17 protein-coding genes and 1 pseudogene are annotated in these 24,353 nt (G+C 43.8%); 9 read left to right on the forward strand and 9 right to left on the reverse strand.

The window, feature by feature from the left end:
• Nucleotides 1–479 precede the first annotated feature (479 nt).
• Nucleotides 480–905 carry a TonB system transport protein ExbD gene (exbD, locus tag AAC854_RS00065; protein WP_340615333.1) on the reverse strand — a complete coding sequence of 142 codons (426 nt, stop codon included), beginning with the start codon at nucleotides 903–905 and terminating at the stop codon, nucleotides 480–482.
• A 6-nt stretch (nucleotides 906–911) separates the two neighbouring features.
• Nucleotides 912–1,934: a tonB-system energizer ExbB gene (gene exbB, locus AAC854_RS00070; RefSeq protein ID WP_340615334.1), complete on the reverse strand. Its 1,023-nt coding sequence runs from the start codon at nucleotides 1,932–1,934 to the stop codon at nucleotides 912–914.
• Between the two features lie 418 nt (nucleotides 1,935–2,352).
• Here exbB and metC point away from each other — a divergent pair, with 418 nt between their 5' ends.
• The 4 genes from metC to dkgA all read left to right on the forward strand — a co-directional run bounded on the left by metC (nucleotide 2,353) and on the right by dkgA (nucleotide 5,762).
• Nucleotides 2,353–3,546, forward strand: a complete 1,194-nt coding sequence (gene metC / locus AAC854_RS00075; RefSeq protein ID WP_340615335.1) for a cystathionine beta-lyase — start codon at nucleotides 2,353–2,355, stop codon at nucleotides 3,544–3,546.
• A 182-nt stretch (nucleotides 3,547–3,728) separates the two neighbouring features.
• Nucleotides 3,729–4,400, forward strand: a complete 672-nt coding sequence (locus tag AAC854_RS00080; protein ID WP_340615336.1) for a DedA family protein — start codon at nucleotides 3,729–3,731, stop codon at nucleotides 4,398–4,400.
• 293 nt (nucleotides 4,401–4,693) lie between these two features.
• Nucleotides 4,694–4,906: a hypothetical protein gene (locus AAC854_RS00085; RefSeq protein ID WP_340615398.1), complete on the forward strand. Its 213-nt coding sequence runs from the start codon at nucleotides 4,694–4,696 to the stop codon at nucleotides 4,904–4,906.
• A gap of 25 nt (nucleotides 4,907–4,931) precedes the next feature.
• Complete coding sequence (gene dkgA, locus AAC854_RS00090) at nucleotides 4,932–5,762, forward strand: 2,5-didehydrogluconate reductase DkgA (protein WP_340615337.1); 831 nt, start codon at nucleotides 4,932–4,934, stop codon at nucleotides 5,760–5,762.
• A 656-nt stretch (nucleotides 5,763–6,418) separates the two neighbouring features.
• Here dkgA and AAC854_RS00095 read toward each other — a convergent pair.
• The 5 genes and pseudogenes from AAC854_RS00095 to AAC854_RS00115 form a co-directional block, all read right to left on the reverse strand.
• A complete protein-coding gene (locus tag AAC854_RS00095) occupies nucleotides 6,419–8,950 on the reverse strand; it encodes a M16 family metallopeptidase (RefSeq protein ID WP_340615338.1) in 2,532 nt (843 codons plus the stop codon).
• Nucleotides 8,940–10,657, reverse strand: a pseudogene (locus tag AAC854_RS00100) (ABC transporter ATP-binding protein/permease). The gene AAC854_RS00095 and the pseudogene AAC854_RS00100 overlap by 11 nt, the downstream one beginning before the upstream one ends.
• Before the next feature lie 37 nt (nucleotides 10,658–10,694).
• Nucleotides 10,695–13,454, reverse strand: a complete 2,760-nt coding sequence (locus AAC854_RS00105; protein WP_340615339.1) for a secretin and TonB N-terminal domain-containing protein — start codon at nucleotides 13,452–13,454, stop codon at nucleotides 10,695–10,697.
• A gap of 106 nt (nucleotides 13,455–13,560) precedes the next feature.
• Entirely contained in the window at nucleotides 13,561–14,538 is a 978-nt protein-coding gene (locus tag AAC854_RS00110) for a FecR family protein (RefSeq protein WP_340615340.1), read from the reverse strand.
• Nucleotides 14,538–15,071 (reverse strand): RNA polymerase sigma factor, encoded by a 534-nt coding sequence (locus AAC854_RS00115; RefSeq protein ID WP_340615341.1) that lies wholly within the window; start codon nucleotides 15,069–15,071, stop codon nucleotides 14,538–14,540. Before AAC854_RS00115 ends, AAC854_RS00110 begins: the two co-directional genes overlap by 1 nt.
• 183 nt (nucleotides 15,072–15,254) lie before the next feature.
• On the opposite strand from AAC854_RS00115, the gene tolA reads away from it, so the two are divergent.
• On the forward strand, nucleotides 15,255–16,037 hold the full coding sequence (tolA, locus tag AAC854_RS00120) for a cell envelope integrity protein TolA (RefSeq protein WP_340615395.1): 783 nt from the start codon (nucleotides 15,255–15,257) through the stop codon (nucleotides 16,035–16,037).
• Here tolA and AAC854_RS00125 read toward each other — a convergent pair.
• Nucleotides 16,034–16,690 (reverse strand): YtjB family periplasmic protein, encoded by a 657-nt coding sequence (locus AAC854_RS00125; protein WP_340615342.1) that lies wholly within the window; start codon nucleotides 16,688–16,690, stop codon nucleotides 16,034–16,036. The two genes, tolA and AAC854_RS00125, sit on opposite strands and share 4 nt — an antisense overlap.
• A gap of 115 nt (nucleotides 16,691–16,805) precedes the next feature.
• Between AAC854_RS00125 and serB the strand changes: the two genes are divergently transcribed.
• From serB to AAC854_RS00145, 4 genes are all read left to right on the forward strand, one after another.
• Entirely contained in the window at nucleotides 16,806–17,783 is a 978-nt protein-coding gene (serB, locus tag AAC854_RS00130) for a phosphoserine phosphatase (protein ID WP_340615343.1), read from the forward strand.
• Between the two features lie 39 nt (nucleotides 17,784–17,822).
• Nucleotides 17,823–19,208 carry a DNA repair protein RadA gene (gene radA / locus AAC854_RS00135; RefSeq protein WP_340615344.1) on the forward strand — a complete coding sequence of 462 codons (1,386 nt, stop codon included), beginning with the start codon at nucleotides 17,823–17,825 and terminating at the stop codon, nucleotides 19,206–19,208.
• A 604-nt stretch (nucleotides 19,209–19,812) separates the two neighbouring features.
• The gene (gene nadR / locus AAC854_RS00140) at nucleotides 19,813–21,039 is read left to right on the forward strand and encodes a multifunctional transcriptional regulator/nicotinamide-nucleotide adenylyltransferase/ribosylnicotinamide kinase NadR (protein WP_340615345.1); all 1,227 of its coding nucleotides are present in this window, start codon (nucleotides 19,813–19,815) and stop codon (nucleotides 21,037–21,039) included.
• Nucleotides 21,040–21,719: 680 nt separating this feature from the next.
• Nucleotides 21,720–22,448 (forward strand): ATP-binding cassette domain-containing protein, encoded by a 729-nt coding sequence (locus AAC854_RS00145; RefSeq protein WP_340615346.1) that lies wholly within the window; start codon nucleotides 21,720–21,722, stop codon nucleotides 22,446–22,448.
• A gap of 62 nt (nucleotides 22,449–22,510) precedes the next feature.
• Here AAC854_RS00145 and ettA read toward each other — a convergent pair whose 3' ends face one another.
• Nucleotides 22,511–24,178 carry an energy-dependent translational throttle protein EttA gene (ettA, locus tag AAC854_RS00150; RefSeq protein WP_340615347.1) on the reverse strand — a complete coding sequence of 556 codons (1,668 nt, stop codon included), beginning with the start codon at nucleotides 24,176–24,178 and terminating at the stop codon, nucleotides 22,511–22,513.
• Between the last annotated feature and the right edge of the window lie 175 nt (nucleotides 24,179–24,353).

Below are 24,353 nucleotides of genomic sequence, written 5' to 3' on the forward strand. Positions count from 1 at the left end.
TTACTTACTTTTTAGAAAGTCTAAATTTACAGTTATTTTATCCATTATCAATATTTATTATTAATATATTACATAATGTGCTTTTTATCTTTTACATTACCCCATTCAGAATATATTTTTACAACAAAACAAAATAACAGGATAATAACTTCAACTAGCGTAAACATAAAAATATGAATGTCGGCCAATGAAGTAAAAATAATATCCATTGACTGTTTTTAATACACAGAGCTTCATTCAACTGAATAAAAATAAATAAAAAATATAATGCTAATATAAAGAGTATCATGGCTGATTTATAATCTATTTCAGCCGGTTCTTACTCTTCATCTTTCAAATTGCATTGAAAATAACAAGGGGATTTATTTTGGGTATATATCATCAACAGGAGAGACTACAGAAAGCTGAACTGCCCAAATAGCTATTTGGGCAGTTCATATTTATCACGCTAAATCATCATTGGATCGCATGAATGAGGTTTATTGAGCAGAAACAGATTCCATCCCCACCAGCCCAATTTTGAGGTAACCCGCCTTGCGCAGAGAATCCATCACACTCATCAATGTTTCATAATCCACAGATTTATCTGCCTGAAAGAAAATCGTGGTTTCTTTGTTGGATTGCGTAGTTTGATCCAATACCGAGGATAAGGCATCGCGATCAACCTGTTGCTCACCCACATAGAGTTGACGATCCGCTTTCACAGTCAAGAATACCGGTTTTTCTGGTCGGGGTTGTGGTTTAGCAGATGAGGCCGGTAAATTGACTTTGATATCTACCGTTGCCAGTGGCGCAGCTACCATGAAAATAATCAGCAGCACCAGCATCACGTCAATAAATGGCGTGACGTTAATTTCATGCAGTTCACCGCTATCGTCCAAATCTTCATTAAGACGTATTGCCATAGTTTATTACCTTGCTTCTGCTTTTTCTGCTTTGCTTTCAGCCAGATCAAGATCGCGACCCAACAACAGGACTGCCCGAGCCGCCGTATCTCCCACTTGCCCACGATATGAAGAAATAACACGGGCAAAAACGTTATAAATGACTACCGCAGGGATCGCCGCCACCAGACCCAAAGCTGTCGCCAACAATGCTTCCGCAATACCCGGAGCAACAACCGCCAGATTAGTGGTTTGTGAATGGGCAATCCCGATAAAGCTGTTCATGATCCCCCAAACCGTTCCGAACAACCCGACAAACGGGGAAATTGCGCCAATGGTCGCCAGATAGCCGTTACCACGCCCCATATGGCGACTGATTCCCGCAACGGCACGTTCCATACGGAATGCGGTTCGTTCTTTGGTTCCTGCCTTGTCAGCGCTTTCAGCCGACAAGGCTCGCTCTGACTGTGCTTCGCTCAACAACAGACGGCTGATACTCTGCTTGCCAAAATTCGCTGCAATTTTTACAGCCGCATCCAGATTGGCGACGTCAGCCAAAGCCTGCTGTTCTTTGTGTAAACGACGGCGCGCTTTGAATAGTTCTGTACCCTTGGAGAAAAACAGCGCCCATGTGATGATGGAGGCGATGACCAACCCTACCATGACCGTTTTTACGACCACATCCGCATTCTTATACATGCCCAAAACAGACAGATCGGTTGCGAGTCCACCGGATTGGTTGGCTGATTCTTTTGTAACTGGTTCAACAACAGCTTCGGTAGCCACGGTTTCGCTGACTACAGTTTCTGCTGTATCCGGGGTTGCGGATTTCGTTTCTGTGGTTGATGGTGTTTCTGTGGTTGATGTTTCTGTGGTTGATGGTACTTCAGTTTTCGGTTCAGCCACTTGTGGCGCTGCGGAAGATGCTGGTGTTGCCGGAGCGGCTACCTGAGCAGAAACCTGATTTTCTGGCGCGGCTGGCGCTGTATCAGCCCATGCTGAACTTGTTAATCCGAGTGCCAATAGAATAGAAGCTGTCAAATTACGCATCAGTTAGCCTTACTCTCTTTTTTATAGATTCTGTTACTTAGCAGTGAATCATGTTTACTCATCTTGCTAATCCTAATATGACCGGGGTCATGATTTTTACTTTTTCACCCCAATAGCTCAAGAGGGGAAAAAGTCCGCCGCAAATGATATCAGACATTGTGCGATTTGATAGTAATTATCATTACTATTTAATAAAAAATTGCTAAAAAACGATGTACTTTTGTTCACACCTCCTGATAGCCTCCCAACAGATCACCTTGAATTTTCGTCAAGTTGCCCGAATCCCTTTGGCAAACCGACACCAAATCTTTTAACTTTCTAATCATTATTTGAACAGTTCTATTTGAGCCGTTCTGTTTAGGCATGGGAAAGTAGGTCAAAAAAGCAGGCCAAAAATTAACCTGAGGGGATGAGATCCATGACAGAAAAAAAACTAGAAACTTTATTGGTCAATGTAGGAAGGGAAAAAAAATATACGCAGGGTGCCGTTAATTCTCTTATTCAACGTACATCATCTGTCATTTTCGATACCGTTGAAGACATGCAGCATGCTTTGAAGCACCACACTAAAGGCGAATTAATCTACGGACGCCGTGGCACAATGACGCATTTTGCCTTTCGGGATGCAATGACTGAACTGGAAGGCGGTGCAGGCTGTGCTCTCTACCCTTCCGGTACAGCCGCTGTCACTAATTCGATTCTGGCTTTTGTAAAAACCGGCGATCATGTGCTGATGACGGGAAATGCGTATGAACCATCACAGGCTTTTTGCGATAAAGTTCTGAAGAAGATGGGTATCACTACTGATTATTTTGATCCGATGATTGGCAAGGACATTGCTTCTCTGATTAAACCCAATACCACGGTGCTTTTTCTTGAGTCTCCCGGTTCTCTGACGATGGAAGTACAGGATGTCCCCGCTATCGTGCGTGCCGCCCGTAAAGTTAATCCTGAAATTGTGATTATTATCGATAATACATGGTCGGCCGGCATTCTGTTTAAGGCGCTGGAGTTTGGTGTCGATATTTCCGTTCAATCCGCCACAAAATATATCATCGGTCATTCAGATGGCATGCTGGGAACCGCAGTCGCCAATGCACGATGTTGGGAGCAGCTCAGAGAGCGATCTTACCTACTGGGTCAGATTGCCGATCCCGATACCGTTTATATGGCAACTCGTGGGCTGCATACACTGGCTGTTCGTCTAAAACAACAGGAAAAAAACAGTATCAAAATTGCCAAGTGGCTCGCAAAACGACCGGAAGTGGCTGAAGTTTATCATCCCGCCCTGCCTTCTTGCCCCGGGCATCGTTATTTTAAACGCGATTTCACCGGTTCTTGCGGGCTGTTTTCTTTTCTCCTGAATACTGTGCTTACACCTGAACAAGCCTCTGATTATCTTGATAAGATGAAGCATTTTAAAATGGCGTATTCATGGGGAGGATTTGAATCATTGATTTTGGATAAGCAGCCTGAATTGCTCCAAACGGTACGCCATTACAATCCACCGAAAAAAACCGGCACGTTATTCCGCCTTCACATCGGGCTGGAAGATCCACAAGATTTGATGGGCGATCTGGAAGCGGGTTTTGATCGCCTTGCAAGCCGTTAATTTCCTGACAAAACGATGATCCAATCTCATGGCTGCCTTTCCATTGCAGGCAGCCATGATTGTGTTTTATCCCTTTCAATTCCGTATGCTGAATCAAATCAACCCCCATCCCCCTATTTTGCGGTACACTGGGATAGATCTGTTTATTAATTAGTTTACTTGCAAAAATCACAGGATAAACAATGGAAACGTTAAGCGAGATCGTGCATGCACTCTGGCATCATGATTTTAACCAACTCGCCAATCCCGATGTCATCTGGATTATTTATGGTGTCCTCTTTGTCACCCTTGTACTGGAAAACGGGCTATTACCCGCAGCCTTTTTACCCGGCGATACCTTATTGATACTTTCTGGCGCCTTAATTGCCAAAGGTGTCATGAGCTTCATCCCCACGGTGCTTCTGCTGACCATTGCCGCCAGTCTGGGATGCTGGTTAGGGTATTTACAGGGACGCTGGCTGGGTCATACACGTGTTGTCAAAGATTGGCTGGCTCAGCTTCCCTTGCAGTATCGCCAACGCGCTAATGTCTTATTTACCAAACATGGTCTGTCGGCCCTGCTCATCGGGCGTTTTTTGGCGTTTGTTCGCACTCTCCTGCCAACATTTGCCGGTATTTCTGGTCTAAATAATAAACGCTTTCAATTTTTTAACTGGTTAAGTGGCTTTTTATGGGTCATTATTATCGTGGGTTTTGGCTATACCTTAAACCAGATCCCTTTTGTCAAAGCACATCAGGATCTGGTCATGAATATTCTGGTGATTTTGCCTGTCGTTCTGTTGATTAGCGGGCTGTCTGCTTCCCTGTTGATGTACTGGCGTCACAAGAGATCATCATCAAAAAAAAATAAGTAAACACACTTACCGTTTTAACGTTCTTGCGAAAAAAACGCTACCTTACTGAAAACGACTATTTTTCTATTCATTAATTTATCAGCAAAAAATTAAACAATTAGGGTCCATTCCGATAAGCATAGTTACTGCCAATAATTTGAGCTTAGCCAAATTAAACATGCTGAATGACTGCCTCTGAATGGGATGGACCGACTCATCAATCAAGCTTATTTAATCAATTAACCAACCAACCAATATAGTAAAGAAATATTAATAACAAGCATACAGATAGACCTATATTGATAAACAGCGATATGTGTACATCCATAGCCAAAAACTTACATGGTTCTGTTAGTAAGAGTGGTTATTATTATGCAAAATTTTACACTACACCCACCAAAGTCATTTTTGGTAAAGGACAAATCGCCCAGCTGAGCAATGAAATACCTAAAGATGCCAATGGTATTGTAGAACATCAAGATATTACGCTTGATGTCAGTAAGCGCATTTATGAGGCGTCCATCTGAAACACCAAATCTGAAGGAGGTTAGAATGGGTCAGCAAACAATTATTAAACTCGTCGATGAAAATCACATGCCACAATTGGGGCTTGGGGTTTGGAAAGCGGGTAATGAGCAGGTTGTTGGAGCTATCCACACTGCATTAGAAGTGGGCTATCGTTCTATTGATACAGCAGCGAGTTATCATAATGAAGAAGGGGTCGGAAAGGCTCTGAAAGAAAGTGCCATTCCACGTGAAGAAATTTTTATCACCACTAAACTTTGGAATGATCGTCATCTGGATGCCAGCACTGCATTACAGGAAAGTTTGGATAGATTACAGCTAGACTATGTTGATCTCTATCTCATTCAATGGCCTGTTCCCGAACAGGATCATTATGTGGATGCCTGGAGACAGCTTATTGAACTGAAAGAAGCCGGATTGACTCGCAGTATTGGTGTTTGTAATTTTCACATTGAACATTTACAGAAAATAATGTTGGAAACAGGTGTGGTTCCCACCATCAACCAAATTGAACTTCATCCCCTGATGCAACAGCGGCAACTTCATTCATGGAATGCCACCCACCATATTACCACTGAGTCCTGGAGCCCATTATCACGCGGTGGAAAAGGTGTCTTTAACTCCCCGTTGGTTGAACGATTAGCAATGAAGTACAGCAAAACGCCAGCGCAAATCGTGATTCGCTGGCATCTCGAATGTGGCATGATTGTCATTCCTAAATCCGTTACACCTTCCCGTATCAAAGAAAATTTTGATGTATTTGATTTCAGGTTGGAAAAAGAAGATTTAACTGCTATGGCTGAATTGGATATTGGTAAGCGAATAGGCCCAAATCCTGATGATTTTAATCAACTTTAATGTATATCCACCGACCTAATCCAATCCCTTCCAATAGACCTGAATTCTGTTTTCCCGCAGGGTTCAGGTCAGGGGCATGATCTGAACTGTCTCTCTTAAAACACCATAACTCATTAACAAAAAAAATATTGCTAATAATAACTATGTTTACTATTTATGTATGATTGATGATCTAAACTTACTTTGCAAAGTTAAATAATCTATATATTAAATAGATAATTAATATTAACTGAATTTGTGACAGTCGTTGATATATCTATTTTCATTAACCCCTTAAATAATACTTAAGTAAATGATGATGATTTACATAGTTATTTCTTTATTCATGCTTATCCCTTTTTTCTTTACCCTGAGGTGGTTCCTTTTATCACACCTGATCCACCACAATGCGGCAGGCATGATGCTGGCAATAGCAGCTATCGCTTTTCACATGTACATCTTCCGCTTCGACAAGTTACCGATTGTACACGTTGCCATGTCCCACAGACCGATCGTGTTCTATGGCGCAGTGCTCATTGCATTGCTGCATGGTGTGATCTATTCCATTTGCTTCAAGCGGTATTATGGGAAGGCGACTTATGAAGAACATTAAAGAATGTTTTTTTAATTCATCGCCCCCTATTGGGGGCAATTCGTTGAAAAGGGGCTGAACACTCTTAAGGCATAACTTTCTTTGCCGGGGGTATCTCGTCAGCTCGTTCAGGCGCGGAAGTGAAATTTAACCGTGCGGAATAATAAGGCGATGGCAGTTTTGCCAGCATTTGTGAAAAACCTAACGCATACACGCCGCCAGCCTGCTCCCGCATGGCAAAACGCAACTTCTGACTGATGATAGAATCCAAAAGCTGTAGGGCAAGCATCTCTTTTTGTGACCAAATGGCAGATGAAGCGTATTGGATACTGATCATTCTCTTGTCGCTGCTGGCAATCGGGTAAGTATGCTGCATGGGTTGCATTCGTGGAGCAATGCCCTGATCACGCCAGTGTAGGTTTTGCCCTGAGCCTGACAAACTCGCTATCCAGCGCTCAAGGGTTGGTTTCAATTGATTGCGGTTCATCGCGCCTGAAATGACTAAGGTCATATTTTGCGGAGAATTCAACAATTGGCGGTTCGTTTGTTGCAATTGCTGTGCTGTGAAATTCCGCCATGCTCCATCCGCTTCAAGCACCAGAAGGTGGCTATTCTGATAGCTTTCTCGATTGATATGATCGAGAAACTGGCGTTCAACAGGAACCTTGCTTAATCCCATCAAAACACGCTGCTGCTGTTGCAGTTTTTGTCCGCTAAATTGCGGCTCCATGATTTTCAAGTGCATGATCTTAAACAGGTTTTCTATTTCACCAACCGGAGCCTGTCCCCGATAACCGTGGAACAACAACTCACTGTAAGGCCGCAATACCAAAGCATGTTGCTTGGAAAACTGAGCCAGTTCTCTTGCATTGAATGAACCATATCCGCTGCTTTCCGGCAGTTTCAACGCCCAGTCAACAACACCACTATTCTGGTGATTTTCCAGTGAACGCCCTCCGGGGATACGCAATGACACCTGAATACCATCTTTAAGTGAGTTATCGGCTTTGACAATCACTTTAATGTTATTACTCAGTGTCCACTCTTCACTGTTTTTTAAGGGTAACGCGATGGTGTTGATAATTTTCCCTGACGTCGGAGGTGTTATATCCAGCGCTATTTTTTTTATTTTTAAATGAAATTCTCCGGGTTGTGACTGACGAATCTGTTGCCATAACTGGGAAAAATCCTGCAAATTGAATTGCGGGGCATCAGTATCTGGGCCAATCAAAGCCAGCCGGGCAGAAGATTGTGCCAGCGTTTTAGCCATATATTGTTGTAACATGTCAGGCGTCACGTTTTTCAGCATGTTATGGCTCATATTCAGTTGCTGTCTTTTGTTCAGGACAGGCATTTGATATTCAAGCGCCGTCGTTATCTGATTCGCCAAATAATCATGGGAATAACGCTGTTCTGTCGCCGCCTGCTGACTTAGACGCGTCAGTAGCGCCTGTCTTGCCTGCTCTAATTCGGCTGATTTGACAGGAGTCGTTGCCAGTCGCTGGAGTTCAGTCATGACCTGCCCTGTCGTTCCCAAATAGTCATTCCCCGCCGGATGCGCAATCAACAACTGTTGCAGGCGATTTTCATCCAGCATTGTTCCCTGAGAGTTAATGCTTGCTGAAGGTAATAGCCCATTATCAACCATGATAGACAACCGTTGGTTTAAGATTGCCAGCCATAGGTTATCCAACAAGTCTTCATACTGGCTTGCTGCCGTATTTAAAGGAGCATCAAGTGAGCGTTGAAGGGAGAATTGAATAATGCGAGAACCCTGTTCTTTATCAAACAGGGTTTTGACCAGTAAATCACGTTGAGACGTAAAAGTTTTCCACTGAGGATCATCATTGGCTGGCGTTGAAGGCGCAGAAAAGGCAAATTGCTGTTTGATTTGATCGATGATGTCATTTCGATCAATATCTCCGACGATCACAAGTACCATGCGTTGTGGCTGATACCACGTTTTATAGTAATCAATGGCTTCGCTGACGGGGGCATGGCGAACAATATCCAGTGAACCAATCGGATCGCGCTCAGCGTAACGGCTGCCATGATAGCGGAGCTTTTCCAGTGCATGGTTGATACGGAAGCCCACTCCCTGGCGCAAACGCCACTCTTCGACAATAACCGGACGCTCTTTGTCAAAGGCTGTGGCATCAAAAGTGATCCCGGAAGCCCAATCCGACAAAATTTCCAGTGCAGTGCCAATCTGTTTTTTGTCGGCATCAGGCAAAGATAGCCGATAAGTCGTGGAGTTCAGGCTGGTTGCCGCGTTGATGTGGCTACCCAGTTTAATCCCCTGCTTTTCCAATAACGTGAAACTAGAAGTAGAAGGAAAGTGCGTTGTTCCTTTAAAGGCCATGTGCTCTGTGACGTGAGCAAGCCCGCGCTGTTTTTCATTTTCCTGCAATGAACCACTCTTAACCAGCAGGCGTAACTCAACGCCTTTCTGAGATCGCGGCAAGAGATAGACATTAAATCCATTATCCAATGTGAAGTGCTGTATGTCCGGTCTCATGGGCAAGGCGTCGTCAACATTGCCTTTGAGGGAATTTGACGATGCACATCCCACCAGCAACATAATGCTCATTGAAGTTATCAGTAAATTACGAAACATGTCTCGGAACTCCTTCGTAAGGTAATAACGTTTTTTCCTGTATTGGCATTTCATCCAAATTAATTGATTTATCTGCCAACAGGTTAAGAAAAGATTGATGGCTGACCAGAACAATTGCGCTGTCTGGCAGTTGGACTTTCAACAGTTTGATCATGGCAATGGCGCTTTCTTCATCCAATGCTGAGGATGTTTCATCCAACAGCAGCAATTTAGGTTTATTCAACAGCAGACGGGCAAACATCAGGCGTTGTTGTTCTCCACCCGATAAGTAGTTACCCCACTCTTTTTCCTGCGTCAGTTGGTGAATAAGTTTTTCCAGACCCACCAGCGAAAGTGCATTTTGTTGCTCTTCAAGGCTGAAATGACTGACTGCAATGGATAAGCAAGTAGCTCATCAAGACGTGAATGGGGCAAATAGAGGCGCTGGGGCAACCAGCATACATCTGTATGGCGCCGGATTTTTCCAAGATAATAGGGCCAATGACCGCTCAGGGCACGCAGCAAAGTCGATTTCCCCCTGCCTGAACGCCCAGTAATCAGTGTTAATTTTCCCGATTGGGCCTGAATCGAAAATGCGCTTAACAGCGGATCACTGTTTGCGGTAAATAGATCCAATTTGGCACACAACAATGTGTTCGGATCGGTCGGCTCTTCAACACTGGGGGGTGTATCGTTTTCCAGTAAGATCACAAAGTTGTACAGCCGGGTCACCGTTGCTTGCCAAGCCGCGATCTCTTTATAGGCAAAAATAAACCAGCTAAGTGAGTTGGCAACACTGGTGAAAGATTGGCGTAGCTGCATCAATCCCCCCAACAGAAGCTCTCCGGCAAGGAATTTAGGCAAGGAAAAAATAATGGGAGCCAATGCGGTGACCTGCTGATAACCCACGGTGAAAAAGGAGAGATTTCTTTCATAGCGAATAAGATTGTTCCAATTGTGGGCAATACCTTTGAATTTATCCATCAGAGTGTGGCGTTCATGAAGCTCCCCCCGCTGCCCCGCGATAGCATCACTGTGCTGACGGCGATTCATTAGCGCAGCACGATAATCCGCTTCACAGCGTTGCTTTTCCATGTTCAGTTTACGCAGCGGATAACCTATCCATTGCGTCAGGCCAATGCCCACTAAGGTATAGGCAATACAAATCCAAAACATATAACCGGGGAGACGCCAGTCATGGCCTGCCAATGAAAAAGCAAAGCTGCCGGAAAGTGTCCATAAGATCGCGGCAAATGAAATCAAGGTCAGCACGGAATGCAGGAAAGTAATCGACAAACGCAGGGTAGATTCAACAAGCAGGCGTACATCTTCTGCAATACGTTGGTCTGGGTTATCCGGCTCCTGGGAAGTCAGTTTCAATGTGTAATGTTTGCTGTTAACGGATAACCAGCGTTGCTGGATTTGCTCTGTCATGCCTTCACGCCAGCGAATGATGAGCTTTTGTTTCAGGTAATCCCCCATGACAACCGCCAGAATCAAGCCACTCACCAACAGAACAAAATATTGCAGCAATTGGTAAAGCGCTTGTCCATCCAACCTTTGCAGAGCGTTATAAAAATCACCGTTCCACATGTTCATCTTAACGTTGAACCAGACAGAAGAGAGAGTCAGTGTTAAGGACAATGCCAACAGAATCCAGGAAAACAGGGCGGCACGCCGCCCCCAGAATGGTTTTACCAAATAGATGAATTGATTTATTGTTTTCATTGTTATTTTTTTATGGTGCCATTATTACTGGTCACAGTTACAGGTCATAAGTGAGTTGCAGCCAAAACTGGCGGCCTGGCTCATAAGACTTGAATACCTTGTTGTCATTGATAAATTTATCCGACACATTGCGGGTATTCAGGACGTTGTTGACTTCAACAGAAATGCCAACGCCATAGGCAAACTCAGGTTGCCAAGTCAGTTTGGTATCCCATGTGAATCGGCTGGAAAAACGCTGCTTATCATATTTTCTTACTTGTCCGTATTCGGCATCGAAGTAGTAGTCGTTATCGTAACGGACAGCCTGATTACGTGGGCCATGCCATTGCAACCGGTTAAACCATGTTGTGTTGTATTCATCCCAGACACTGGTCAGTTCAAGGTTGAATTTCAGTGGTGAGTTGAAGTTGGTGGAAGGAAGTTTGCTGGCATCGATCACTTTACCGTCATACCACACTTTATCTGAATTCAGTTTGGTTGCCGGATCAAAGAAAGCATAGCCCTGATCTTTCGGTGTGTTACTTTTGCTCTGCTGCCATGAAACGGATGACGTCAATACATGAGAAGCCTGCGCCCATTCCCACGGCTGGGTGTTTTGCATGGAAAGCGTCACTGTATCGTGTGAACTGCGGCCACCATTGTCAAAGGTACGGATTTTCGATTGATCCGAGCCTCTTCTGCTTTCTGGGTATTTAGTTCGGCTGCGCACTTCATCATAGCCTTCACGGTGCACATATTGCAGACGCCAAGTGGTAGAAAGGATTTGCTGCTGGATGGCAAAACTCAGTTCATCATTGTAAGGAGTGGAAAGGGAATCCAATCCTTCAAAATCTCTGGCATCTTCCCAATCGTTTTTATTGGGGTTGGTATCACATCCAAAATTGCAGTTCTGCATACCGGCATTTTGTGCCCCATACAGAGCATAAGTCAGCATGGAGCGGCCATAATAGCGGTTAGCCCCTGCGATCAACAAAGTATCCCCTGTCCCAAACAGATCATATTGGGAAGTCAGGCGGGGAGCGAGGTTGTTCTTGCCGACAAAATCATCGCGATCCAAACGGACGCCGGGACGTACCGTCAGGCGGCCATATTCCATGTTGTTATCGATGAACAGGGCATAGCTGGTGTAATTCGCACTGTGGGTTCCCGCCCTAAAACGGGTTACATTCATTAAGTTACCAGACCATTCTTGTTCATTTTGTGCATAACCCGTAAAACGATAACGGTAATAATCCTCATCACGTTTGTAGCGGCCTTCCGTGTTGTTGATTTCAAATCCTGCGGTAGCACTGTGGCGTATACCAAACACATCAACAGGGTTGAAACGCAGGACACCTTTAGCCATCTTGCTTTCTTGCTCAGTTTTCAGGTCGCCCTGACCGCCATTTTTCAAATATAGGGGGTTGTTCCACCCGCCAGTGAAATCCATTAATTCAATATAATCTTTTTGATCACTTGTTCGTTTATCTTGTAAATGCTGATAGCTGGCTGTCAGATCCAGTTCGGCAAACCGGAATTGATGCTTAAACGAGGCCGTAAAATTGATGCCCTTGTGATCATTGTCATAACCGGAGTTGAGCACAGCGCTGGAAAAGAGATGGCTGCTGTAATCAGAGTAGTTGGCAGAAAGATCCAGTGACGATTTTTCGCTGATATTCCATGAATATTTCAGGAAAAAGTTATCAGATGTGCGTTGCTGGTTGCGGTTTCCCAGTGCTTGTTCAATATGTTCTAATTGATCTTCACCGTTGATGATGATCCCGCCGCCCCCCGTGGTGAACATAGGAATATCCGATGTCCGGCGGGATGCAGAAAATACAATCCCTGTATTATCGGTAATACCCGCTTCAAACCAGCCGCCAAAGTTCTTTTTGTCATACCTGTTCTGGAAACGCGCGGGGTTACTGGTATCGTTTTTACTGGTGTCGAAATCTAGCTCAGGATCGAGAAAAATTTTGTTCCAGCCCGATTTTGTCTGACGGTAGAAAAGATGAGCACTGTTTTCTCCCTGCCAGCGACGGCTTGTGATATCAACCGTACCGCCAGTAAATCCGCCGTATTCCACCGGAATGTTATTGTCATAAACGGTCACGCTGTCTATCAGGCGACTATCGACATACATCCCTTGTTCATCGCTATCAATGCGAGTCAATATTTCACCATTCCCGGCACTGGAAGGATCGATATCGTTATTGAAGCTAACGCCATCCAGTTTATAAGCATTCTGGTAACTGCTTGCCCCGTGAATTGAAATACGGGAAGGTTTAATTTCCCCTTGGTTCATAGAAGTGCTGTCATTATTGGAGAATTGCACTGCGGGATTACTTTTCAGTAATTCAGTCACATTTCCTTCACCGGTTGAACGTTGACGGATCTCTTCTGAACCAATGAATTGAGGGGCGGAAACTGTATCATTAATAGGGTGATATTTAATGATACCAGTCACGTTGGTTTCCGGGATCATCAGGCTATTGGCGCTCACAGCCTGAGCGTGGATGATATATCCCTCTCCCTGTGGAATCAGTTCTAATCCACTTCCGATCAAGAGTTTTTGCAGTGCTGTCTGCGCTGAGTATTGTCCATGCAATGCCGGCGCACGCAGGTTTGCCATAGCTGAAGCATCATAGAGAATTTGCAATTTTCCCTGCCGTGCAATGGATGCAACCGCATTAGCCAACGGTTGTTCAGGCAATGAAAGTGGCAGTTCATCTGCCCATGCGGGCAGGCCAGATAAGGAAGCACTGATAATCAGTGCCGAAGTCAACCGATGGGTAAGCTGTGTTTTGTTATCAGTCATTTTTGTCTCAATTCCTGAAATTTCTTGCCAATAAAAAGGAAGTCATTAAGGAAGAGGCGAAAATGAGAATAATCCTCACCTGCAAAAAATAATTTTTATCATCTTTTTACTTTCTTGTTGATATTACGATGTTATTTTTATCACGAAAGGTGACATTGACAGGCAATAACACAGGAAGCGCTTCAAAAAACTGTTCAGGCTGGCTGAGATTAATGGTTCCTGAAACCTTTAACTGGGCCAGCTTCGGATCAGTAAATTCAACACTGGCGGGATAATAATGTTTCAGTTCGGCCAACAGATCAGACAATGGCCGATTGTGGAAACGGAGCTGCCCATAACGCCAGCCGCCAATTTCGTCAATGGATGAGTGACCTAAGATAAGAGGTTTGGTCAGTGCAAGGCTGCGGGCCGTATCGCCAGCATGGAGATACGCTTCCTTGGCATCAGGATGGGCTTTAACGGCAACAATCCCCTGCCGGACAGCAACGGCAACAAATTCTCCTTTCCGGCGAATATCAAACTCCGTGCCAACGACTTTTATTTCACGCCCACCGGCATTGACATAAAAGGGGCGATAAAGGTTTGAAGTCACTTTGAAATAAGCTTCTCCACTATCCAACCACACTTGCCGCTGTTCTTTCCGGTATGCCACCCGTAATTGTGAATGTTGGTTCAGAAAAACCTCAGAGCCATCCGGTAAAATCATTTTCTTGGATTGGGCATTCGTGGCCAGCGTCATATTATCCATCAGCATTGCAGGTAGCTGACTATAAGGTAGCAACAAAGCGGCCAGTAAAAACAAGCTTGCCACAGTGTGCCCAATGGGACGCCACCATGAAAACAGACGTTCTTTGGGAGTAGGAGAAAATTCAGGTTTGGGAATGAGATCACAGTCTCGCCAAATCTGGGCTATATTCTGGTAAGCCGCTTGATGTTCAGGCGAAGCAGACAACCATTCTTGAAATACCCGCTTTTGTTGCTCAGATAACGATTGCCCGCGCTGGCGGATAAACCATAAGGCAGCCTGCTCATCGATACTGCCTGATGAATTATCATCCATCATGTTCTCAGGCGGCTGGCTCATTATTGATTTTCTCCTTTGTAATCAACATAGTTTTTGCAATGTACTAATGCGCTGGCAATATGTTTCTCCACCATGCTAAGGGTGATCCCCATTCTTTCTGCTATTTCGTTTTGAGACAGCCCTTCGAAACGGTACATTAAAAACGCCTCACGGCGGCGAGGTGGCAACGTTTTGATAGCATCATACAAACGCTGGAGCCGTTGTTGCTGTTCTATAATTTCTGACGGATCAGCGTGCGTAATGGAAACCTGCAAAGCCGCCATGTCGTTATCTTCTTCCTGAATAGCCTGCTGTTTCTGTTTATTGCGCCAATGATCAATCAGAACATTGTTGGCAATTTTGAACAAAAAGGCGCGGGATTCCCGCACAGGAGTCTGTTTTTTTCGATTGAGCCATAGGGTAAAGACATCGTGTGACAGATCGCTGGCGTCACTACTGTTTTCAACCCGTTTATGGAAAAAACGCATAAGTTGTTTATAGGTCAATCGGTATGCGTGACTGACTTTATGTGTCAGCGACTTATCTATGGACATTATTTATTGGTGTTGAAATCAAAACTCAAAGTCTTTTGGGTATAATCACGGTAATTATTATAAGATTCAATATCATTCTCATCGGCATTATGCCTATAATTCTTCAGAAAGAAATATCTGAGGCAAAATGTTACAAGAGAATTGTCATGGAGGCAGTGTTATGGGGAAAGTGTTGTGAGCAGTATGACAAATAATCTATTTCACCCCATGATAAGCCCGGCGGGCAGTTTTTCACCAAGAGGAATAATACTCAGTGTGTTGTTTCATCTGATTTTGATCCTGATGGGTGTTGATTGGTTTGTTAACTCATCCCACCAAAGTGGCACTCTCCCCCCTGCAATAACGCTGCAACTTGGCACGTACCAGCTGGAAAAACAAGCCAATCCTAATCAGGCTGAAGGGCCTGAGCGCATTATGTCGGCACAGGAAGCAACACAAATTGAATCCCCCGTAAAACAACCTGAAAAAATAAAACTTCCAGTGATTGATCAAGGCAAACTTGCCTATGCACCGGAAAAAAAAGCCAGAAAAGAATCAATAAATACCCCCCTTGTTGATGTCAAGACACCAGAAAACCAGCCGGTTTCTGACACTTCATCAGCCCCCATCTCCGGTGATGCCGCCAGCAATAGCGCGAATTTTTCCAGTTCAGCCTCCATTGCCATCAGTGGACGGGAAGGATGGGAGAGCCTCATTCACGGACATTTGGTGAAATATAAGCGCTATCCCAGAGAAGCCATGCGCTTCCAATCCAGCGGGGTCAGCCATGTGTTGGTTAGGATCAATAGCAAAGGTGAAATCGTTCAAGCCAATATCCTGACTTCATCAGGAACAAAACTCCTTGATAAAGAGGCGCTGGCGACAGTCAGACGTGCAGCACCATTTCCTGTACCTCCGCATGAACTGCTCGACGGAGGCGTGGTGGAAATGGTGACACCAATAAGTTTCGATATCAAAACCGGTTAACGGGGAGAGCCGTTCTCATCGTTTTCTTCATCCGTTGATTTGGTATTCGCAGTCAGAAGATAAGGAGACTGTTGCCAACGGCTGGGTGCCAGTTGCAGTAAATTATGGGCCAGAATAAAGCCTATCGCCAAAGCCAGCAGGAGCATGATCCGAAGTAAGTTAGTGGTGTTATCGACCTGCTTGGCTTCTGTTGCCAATCTATGGATATCCAGTGTCAGGCGAAGAAAACCCCGCGGAGAATCTTTCCCCGGTATAGGGACAACGATTTGCTGATTGAAATAGCTGCTGGATTTTTTACCTTCCAGCGCCAATCGTTCACGGACAGAAACTGGCTCACCACTGCGTGCAATCTGCGTTCCATTCTCCAGATAAACACTGGCATCCAGAATGCGGCTGTTGCTGGTCAAGTAATCCAGATTATCGACAATCTTTTTATTATTAAGATCTTTGCTACCATTCTCCATATAATCAGCCAAGCTGAATGCGACCTGTTTTGCCAATGTTTTCGCCAAATCCTCAAACTGATCCATATGGGCCTGCTGTTGGGAGCGACTGAAATAGGAAACACCCTGCATCAGCAGAACCAACAGTGCTATACATATTAAAATAATCGCCGTCTTGTGCAGTCGAAATTTTAGCTTTGCTTTAATCATCGTTATCCCATCCCATGATCGGAAAGCACATGTTGCCAGATGCTGTACTGATAGGATAGTTTGAAAAGCATTTTTCGCTTGCCAAAATTGCATGGAATTACAGGAGTCGAAGTTCATGTCTAATAATCTGGCCTATCGTTACTTACCGGATGAGATCCATAAATGGCCGGGGTTACCGCTATCCCTTAGTGGTGATGAGGTTATGCCTCTGGATTACCGAGCAGGAGACAGCGGCTGGTTGCTGTATGGACGAGGTTTGAATAAACAACGTATCAGCGATTTTCAGCACCGGCTTGGAGTCGCTATTGTGGTGGTATCTTCATGGCGTATTGATGATTATCAAGTTGTTCGTATTGCCGGCAGTCTTTCACCCCGCATTAAACGATTGGCGGATGAGTGCCGTCTGGATGTTGTTCCGCTGGGCCAAATCCCTCGCCTGCGCTCACCCGGCTTGTTGGTGATGGATATGGATTCGACCGCTATCCAAATCGAATGTATAGATGAAATTGCCCGTCTGGCGGGAGTTGGCGATAAAGTGGCGGCAATTACAGAACGGGCCATGCAGGGTGAACTGGATTTTTCAGAAAGCCTGCGAGAGCGAGTTGCCCAACTGGCAGGAGCTGATGTATCAATCTTACAGCAAGTGATGGATACACTTCCTCTTATGCCCGGGCTGACCAGCCTTGTCCGCAAGTTACAATCATTGGATTGGCATGTCGCTATCGCTTCCGGTGGTTTTACTTTCTTTGCCGATAACCTTCGCCAGCAACTGCGCCTGTTTGCGGCTGTCGCCAATCAACTTGAGATCAGAGATGGCAAACTGACCGGTAAAGTCAAAGGGCCGATTGTCGATGCAAAATACAAGGCAACGACCCTGATAAGGCTGACAAAAGAGCTGGATATTCCCCTCAGTCAAACTGTTGCGATTGGGGATGGTGCCAATGATCTGAAAATGATCCGCAAAGCAGGATTGGGAATTGCCTATCATGCCAAATCTAAAGTGTATGCACAGGCTAAAGTTGCGATCCGCCATGCAGATTTGATGGGTGTTTTGTGTGTATTGAGTGGCGGCCTGAAGCACGAAGAACGCTAATGTTAGCAGCCAGCAATCACCATATTAAGGGAGCATAGAGTGGCAAAAGCAGCAAAACGGGCATTCGTCTGTAACGAATGTGGCGCGGATTATCCCCGCTGGCAGGGGCAATGTACCGCATGCCACGCATGGAATACGATTACGGAAGTGCGCTTAGCCGCCGCTTCCTCTTCCCGCACTGAACGTTTCAGCGGTTATGCCGGAGATACGGGCATCAGTAAAGTACAAAAACTTTCAGATATCAGTCTGGAAGAACTCCCCCGTTTTTCAACCGGATTTAAAGAATTTGATCGTGTTCTCGGCGGTGGCGTGGTTCCCGGCAGTGCTATTTTGATTGGTGGTAATCCCGGAGCGGGGAAAAGTACCCTGCTCTTACAAACCATGTGTCAATTATCGGCACAGATGAAAACCTTGTATGTAACAGGGGAAGAATCATTACAACAGGTGGCAATGCGGGCACATCGTCTGGGATTGCCGACTGATAAACTGAACATGCTGTCAGAAACCAGCATTGAGCAGATTTGCCTGATTGCAGAACAAGAACAGCCCCGGCTCATGGTAATAGACTCAATTCAGGTTATGCACATGGCAGATATTCAGTCTTCACCGGGTAGCGTAGCCCAAGTGAGGGAAACTGCGGCTTACCTGACCCGATTCGCCAAAACCCGGGGCGTTGCCATTATCATGGTTGGGCATGTAACAAAAGATGGTTCTTTGGCTGGCCCCAAAGTACTTGAACACTGTATAGACTGTTCCGTGATGCTTGATGGCGAAGCAGATTCCCGTTTTCGTACCCTGCGAAGCCATAAAAACCGTTTTGGTGCCGTCAATGAACTGGGTGTGTTCGCGATGACCGAACAAGGATTGAGGGAAGTGAGTAACCCTTCCGCTATTTTCCTGAGTCGTGGCGATGAGATCACTTCAGGCAGCTCCGTCATGATTGTGTGGGAAGGTACCCGCCCTTTGCTGGTTGAAATTCAGGCGCTGGTTGACCACTCCATGATGTCAAACCCACGTCGTGTAGCAGTAGGACTTGAGCAAAATAGGCTGGCTATTCTGCTGGCGGTCCTGCATCGGCACGGTGGTTTGCAAATGGCTGATCAGGATGTTTTTGTTAACGTCGTGGGCGGTGTGAAAGTGACGGAAACGAGTGCTGACCTTGCGTTGCTGCTCTCTTTAGTGTCCAGTTTCCGTGATCGTCCTTTACCCCGTGATCTCGTGGTATTTGGTGAAGTTGGTCTGGCGGGTGAAATACGCCCCGTTCCCAGTGGTCAGGAGCGTATTTCAGAGGCAGCCAAGCACGGATTTAAACGTGCAATTGTTCCCCACGCTAATATGCCGAAAAAGTCATTACCGGACATGAAAGTATTCGGTGTCAAAAAACTGGCTGATGCGTTATCAGTTTTAGATGATCTGGATAATTAAACAATCTTTCGTTCATTTTAGATCTAGGTATTTTTCCTAATTATCTATAATATATATTGCCTGCCGTCACATATTAAATAAGGCAGGCAATAAAATTAGCATTCTTTCCTCATCCATTTAAGTTTTTCGTATTTTAATACGAAACCCAAAAACTCAGATTATTCCTAATTAACATAAGCGAAATAACAAAATTTCAGAATAAATTTTTATTCACTCTATTTAGATAAAAAATCAATTTATTGAAGATTATAGTATCAAACTCCTATACTTTTACTGAATACTATGGTTTATTCTTCATAAGAGCATGACGAAATTTGACTTACATACGGTTATATAAATTAATATATAGCTATTAGTATAATGACTAACCCTATTCAATAAAAGTTCCACAATCCTCATTGCCACTGATTTTACGAATCACCCAATAATTTAGTATTTGATTTTTTAATTTTATACCTATATTTGATTATTCAATTTTAAACACTTACAGTTGTTGAAATAGCAGCGTTTCATCCCAAAGCCTCAATAAGCCACTCATTTTGCTTTTACCTTTCACGACGAGTATGCTATTTTGTTTAGTATACTAAACGCAAAGGGAGGTTATATGAGACAATTTGACTACTTGAAAGAGGCTATTAAACAAGCTAGTTACACGTTACAGCAAGTTGCTGATGCCAGTGGTATGACAAAAGGCTACCTTAGCCAACTCATTAACGACAAAATAAAGAGTCCCAGTGCACAGAAACTGGCTTCTCTTCATCAATATCTAGGATTGGCGTATCCCATGGAAAAGAAAACAATCGGCGTCGTGTTTGGTAAATTTTACCCGTTACATACGGGACACATTTATTTGATTCAAAGGGCATCCAGCCAAATTGATGAATTGCACGTCGTACTTTGCTATGACGAAGTACGTGATCGTGAGCTATTCATCAACAGTTCAATGTCCCAGCAACCCACGGTCAGTGACCGTTTGAGATGGTTACTGCAAACATTCAAATACCAAAAGAATATTCATATTCACGCGTTTGATGAACAAGGCATGGAACCCTATCCAAATGGCTGGGAAACCTGGAGTAAGGGCGTGAAAGCATTTATGTCAGCAAAAGGGATCACGCCTGAATACATCTACTCCAGTGAAGCACAGGATGTTTCCCGTTATAAAGAACATTTCGGCATTGAAACCGTACTTATTGACCCACAGCGCTCTTTCATGAATATCAGCGGCAGCCAAATTCGTCAGGCCCCTTTCCGCTATTGGGAGTACATTCCTACCGAAGTGAAACCTTTCTTTGTACGTAAAGTTGCCATTCTTGGCGGTGAATCAAGCGGAAAGTCTACGTTGGTGAACAAACTTGCCAATATGTTTAACACCACCAGCGCATGGGAATACGGGCGAGAATATGTATTTTCTCATCTGGGCGGCGATGAAATGGCCTTGCAATACTCAGATTACGACAAAATTGCACTAGGTCATGCTCAATATATCGATTTTTCAGTTAAATATGCTAACAAAGCGGTTTTTATTGACACGGATTTCGTGACAACACAGGCATTTTGTAAACGTTATGAAGGAAAAGAACACCCTTTTGTTCAGGCAATGATTGATGAGTATCGCTTTGATTTAGTTATTCTTTTAGAGAACAATACGCCGTGGGTAGCTGATGGCTTAAGAAGTTTAGGCAGTGAGCGGGACCGCAAGGAATTTCAGGATTTACTTGAAAGTTTGTTGAAGAAAAATAATATTGACTATGTTTGTGTCAATTCACCAGACTATGATCAACGTTTTCTGCACTGTGTTGAACTCGTTCAACAAATGTTAATGGAGTAACTAACCTTTATATATAAAATAGATTACACTTATATTATTATCACGATTAATTGATAGTAATTTATTATCCATTGTAACTTTTATTGTCTTATGTTTATTCTGTATAAGCATTTAATTAAATGTTTAGTGTAGTTATTTTTACAATGGTAATAAAATAAATTGTGATAATAATATTTTTTGATACTTTAATTTTACTATTTTGACTTGAATTGCAGAGAAATAAGTCATTTAATGAACAGACCTATTGATTTATTTATATAAAATTTATTAGACAATAATAAACCCACAAATATTCTGGGTATTTTAAACAATCATGGAGGTAATACCAAGAAAACATTAAAATATTAATGAAATATAAAATGACTTTTTTCCTTATTATCAAAATGGAATAAAGACAGAAGAATTTATGCTATTTTTATTTAGTTTGGTTCTTGTTTTTAAGCATAATTAATTAACATTCTTGATTTTTTTATTCTAAGACTAAGAAATATCTCATTTATTAGATAGTCATTGTAAATAATAATTGACATAAGATGAGCATATCAGTAATGAAGATGTTTCACATATAGACTATTTTTATTCGCACAATACCAGATGGACATTAGTGTTATTGCGAAGAAACTTAGACAGCATATGTTAAGGAAAAAGCTTTAATCTTTTAACCTAATTGTGTTGAGAATATGAACTTAAATCAATTTAAATCGATTGAGGTTATCAATATTTCATATGGTTTAACTGATACTACAGTTAATCATGAAATGATTTCAGATATCACATTTTCTATTATACCAGGTGAAATTACTTTGATAACAGGGCCGAGAGCATCGACTAACCGTACAATACTGTCGATTACTTCGGGTATGTTACAACCAGATCAAGGAGATGTATTAATTAATAATAACAAGTTGAAACTAATGGATGATATAGAATTAGGCAAATTCCATGCTGAGAATAGTGGGTTCATTTTCCAAGATTTCAATTTATTCAGTGACCTCACGCTGTTAGATAACTTGTTATTATCAACTTCTTATGGATTATCGCTCCCTCGTGAGCAAGCAGAAAAAATCGCACAAAAATCGTTGGACATTGTGAAATTAGGCGATAAAAGCCGTTATTACCCAAGGGAACTGTCTGAAAATGAGAAACAACTGGCTGCAATGGCAAAAGCCATAGCCAGAAGACCTGAATATTTATTTGCCGATGATCCGACACGTAATTTAGATCATCAAGCATTTCAGACGTTCATTAACATCTTTAAGTTTATTGCACATGAACAGAAAGGCACGGTTGTCATCGCTTCACAGGATAGCCGCCTGATACGACATGCAGATAGCATTATCACGTTAGCCAGTGGAAAAGCCATTAAAACGTATGAGCCTATGCTGGATCAGCGTGTTTTAATGCAGTAGTTATCAAACGTGTCATGATTAGTAAAAAACGGCCTGATATCAGGCCGTTTTTTCTATCCAGCTTATTTGCTGATTTTCTTATACTTAATGCGGTGAGGCTCCAGCGCTTCAGCTCCCAGAGTCCGCTTCTTGTAATCTTCGTATTCGCTGAAGTTTCCTTCAAAGAAGGACACCTTACCTTCATCCTGATAGTCAATGATGTGCGTCGCGATACGGTCAAGGAACCAACGGTCATGGGAAATAACCATTGCGCAGCCCGGGAATTCCAACAAGGCGTTTTCCAATGCGCGCAGTGTTTCAATATCCAAATCGTTGGTTGGTTCGTCCAGCAGTAACATGTTGCCGCCAACTTGTAACAGTTTGGATAAATGCAGACGACCACGCTCACCACCAGACAACTCACCGACACGCTTGCCCTGATCTACCCCTTTGAAGTTAAAGCGCCCAACATATGCGCGGCTTGGAATTTCAAAGTTGCCGATACGCATGATGTCCTGACCGCCAGAAACTTCTTCCCAAACGGTTTTGCTGTCATCCATGCTGTCACGGAACTGATCAACAGAAGCCAACTTAACGGTTTCACCCAGTGTAATTGAGCCAGAATCAGGCTGTTCCTGACCAGACAACATACGGAACAATGTTGACTTACCCGCACCATTCGGGCCGATGATCCCAACAATCGCCCCTTTCGGCAGGGAGAAACTTAAGTTATCGATCAGAACGCGATCACCATAAGACTTCGTTAGATCGGCAACTTCCAGCACTTTGTCGCCCAAACGTGGGCCAGGTGGAATGAACAGCTCACTGGTTTCATTACGTTTCTGGTATTCAACGTTATTAAGTTCTTCAAAGCGAGCCAGACGTGCCTTGCCTTTTGCCTGACGCCCTTTCGGATTTTGGCGAACCCATTCAAGTTCTTTCTCAATGGATTTGCGGCGAGCCGCTTCTGAAGCGGCTTCCTGTGCCAGACGCGCATCTTTTTGCTCCAGCCACGAAGAGTAGTTACCTTCCCATGGAATACCTTCACCACGGTCAAGTTCCAAGATCCAGCCTGCAACGTTATCAAGGAAGTAACGGTCGTGGGTAATCGCAACCACTGTGCCTTCATAATCATGCAGGAAGCGCTCCAGCCACGCGACAGATTCAGCATCAAGGTGGTTAGTAGGTTCGTCGAGCAGCAGCATGTCTGGTTTTTCCAACAACAGGCGGCAGATAGCTACACGACGGCGTTCACCCCCGGACAGATGTTCAATCTTGGCATCCCAAGCAGGCAAACGCAGAGCATCAGCCGCCCGCTCAAGTTGGTTATCCAAGTTGTGCCCGTCATGAGATTGGATAATGGCTTCCAGCTCACCTTGCTCTTTTGCCAGCTTATCGAAATCCGCATCAGGATCAGCATAAGCCGCATAAACTTCATCAAGGCGTGTCAGCGCATTTTTAACTTCGCTGACGGCTTCTTCCACTGCTTCACGCACAGTATGTTCAGTATTGAGTTTAGGTTCCTGCGGCAAATACCCAATTTTAATACCCGGTTGTGGGCGAGCTTCGCCCTCAATATCTTTATCAATACCTGCCATAATGCGCAGCAAGGTTGACTTACCCGCACCATTAAGGCCAAGAACACCAATTTTTGCTCCGGGGAAAAAACTTAGAGAGATATTTTTCAGAATATGCCTTTTCGGGGGAACAATCTTACCAACCCTGTGCATACTATAAACATATTGAGCCAATGTAGTTTACCTTTTAATTAACCAGGAAATTTTGAGATTCATTTGCGCTTATGCGGCTTGGAGAGCGTATTTTACCCTAAATTTTACGTATCGTGTTGTTACCTAATTAGGGTTAATCCAACATTTCCTTTCACATTCATCAGTTGTAATAAATCACACCAATAATATGATTATA

Source organism: Xenorhabdus entomophaga (assembly GCF_037996725.1).
Taxonomy (GTDB): Bacteria; Pseudomonadota; Gammaproteobacteria; order Enterobacterales; family Enterobacteriaceae; genus Xenorhabdus; species Xenorhabdus khoisanae.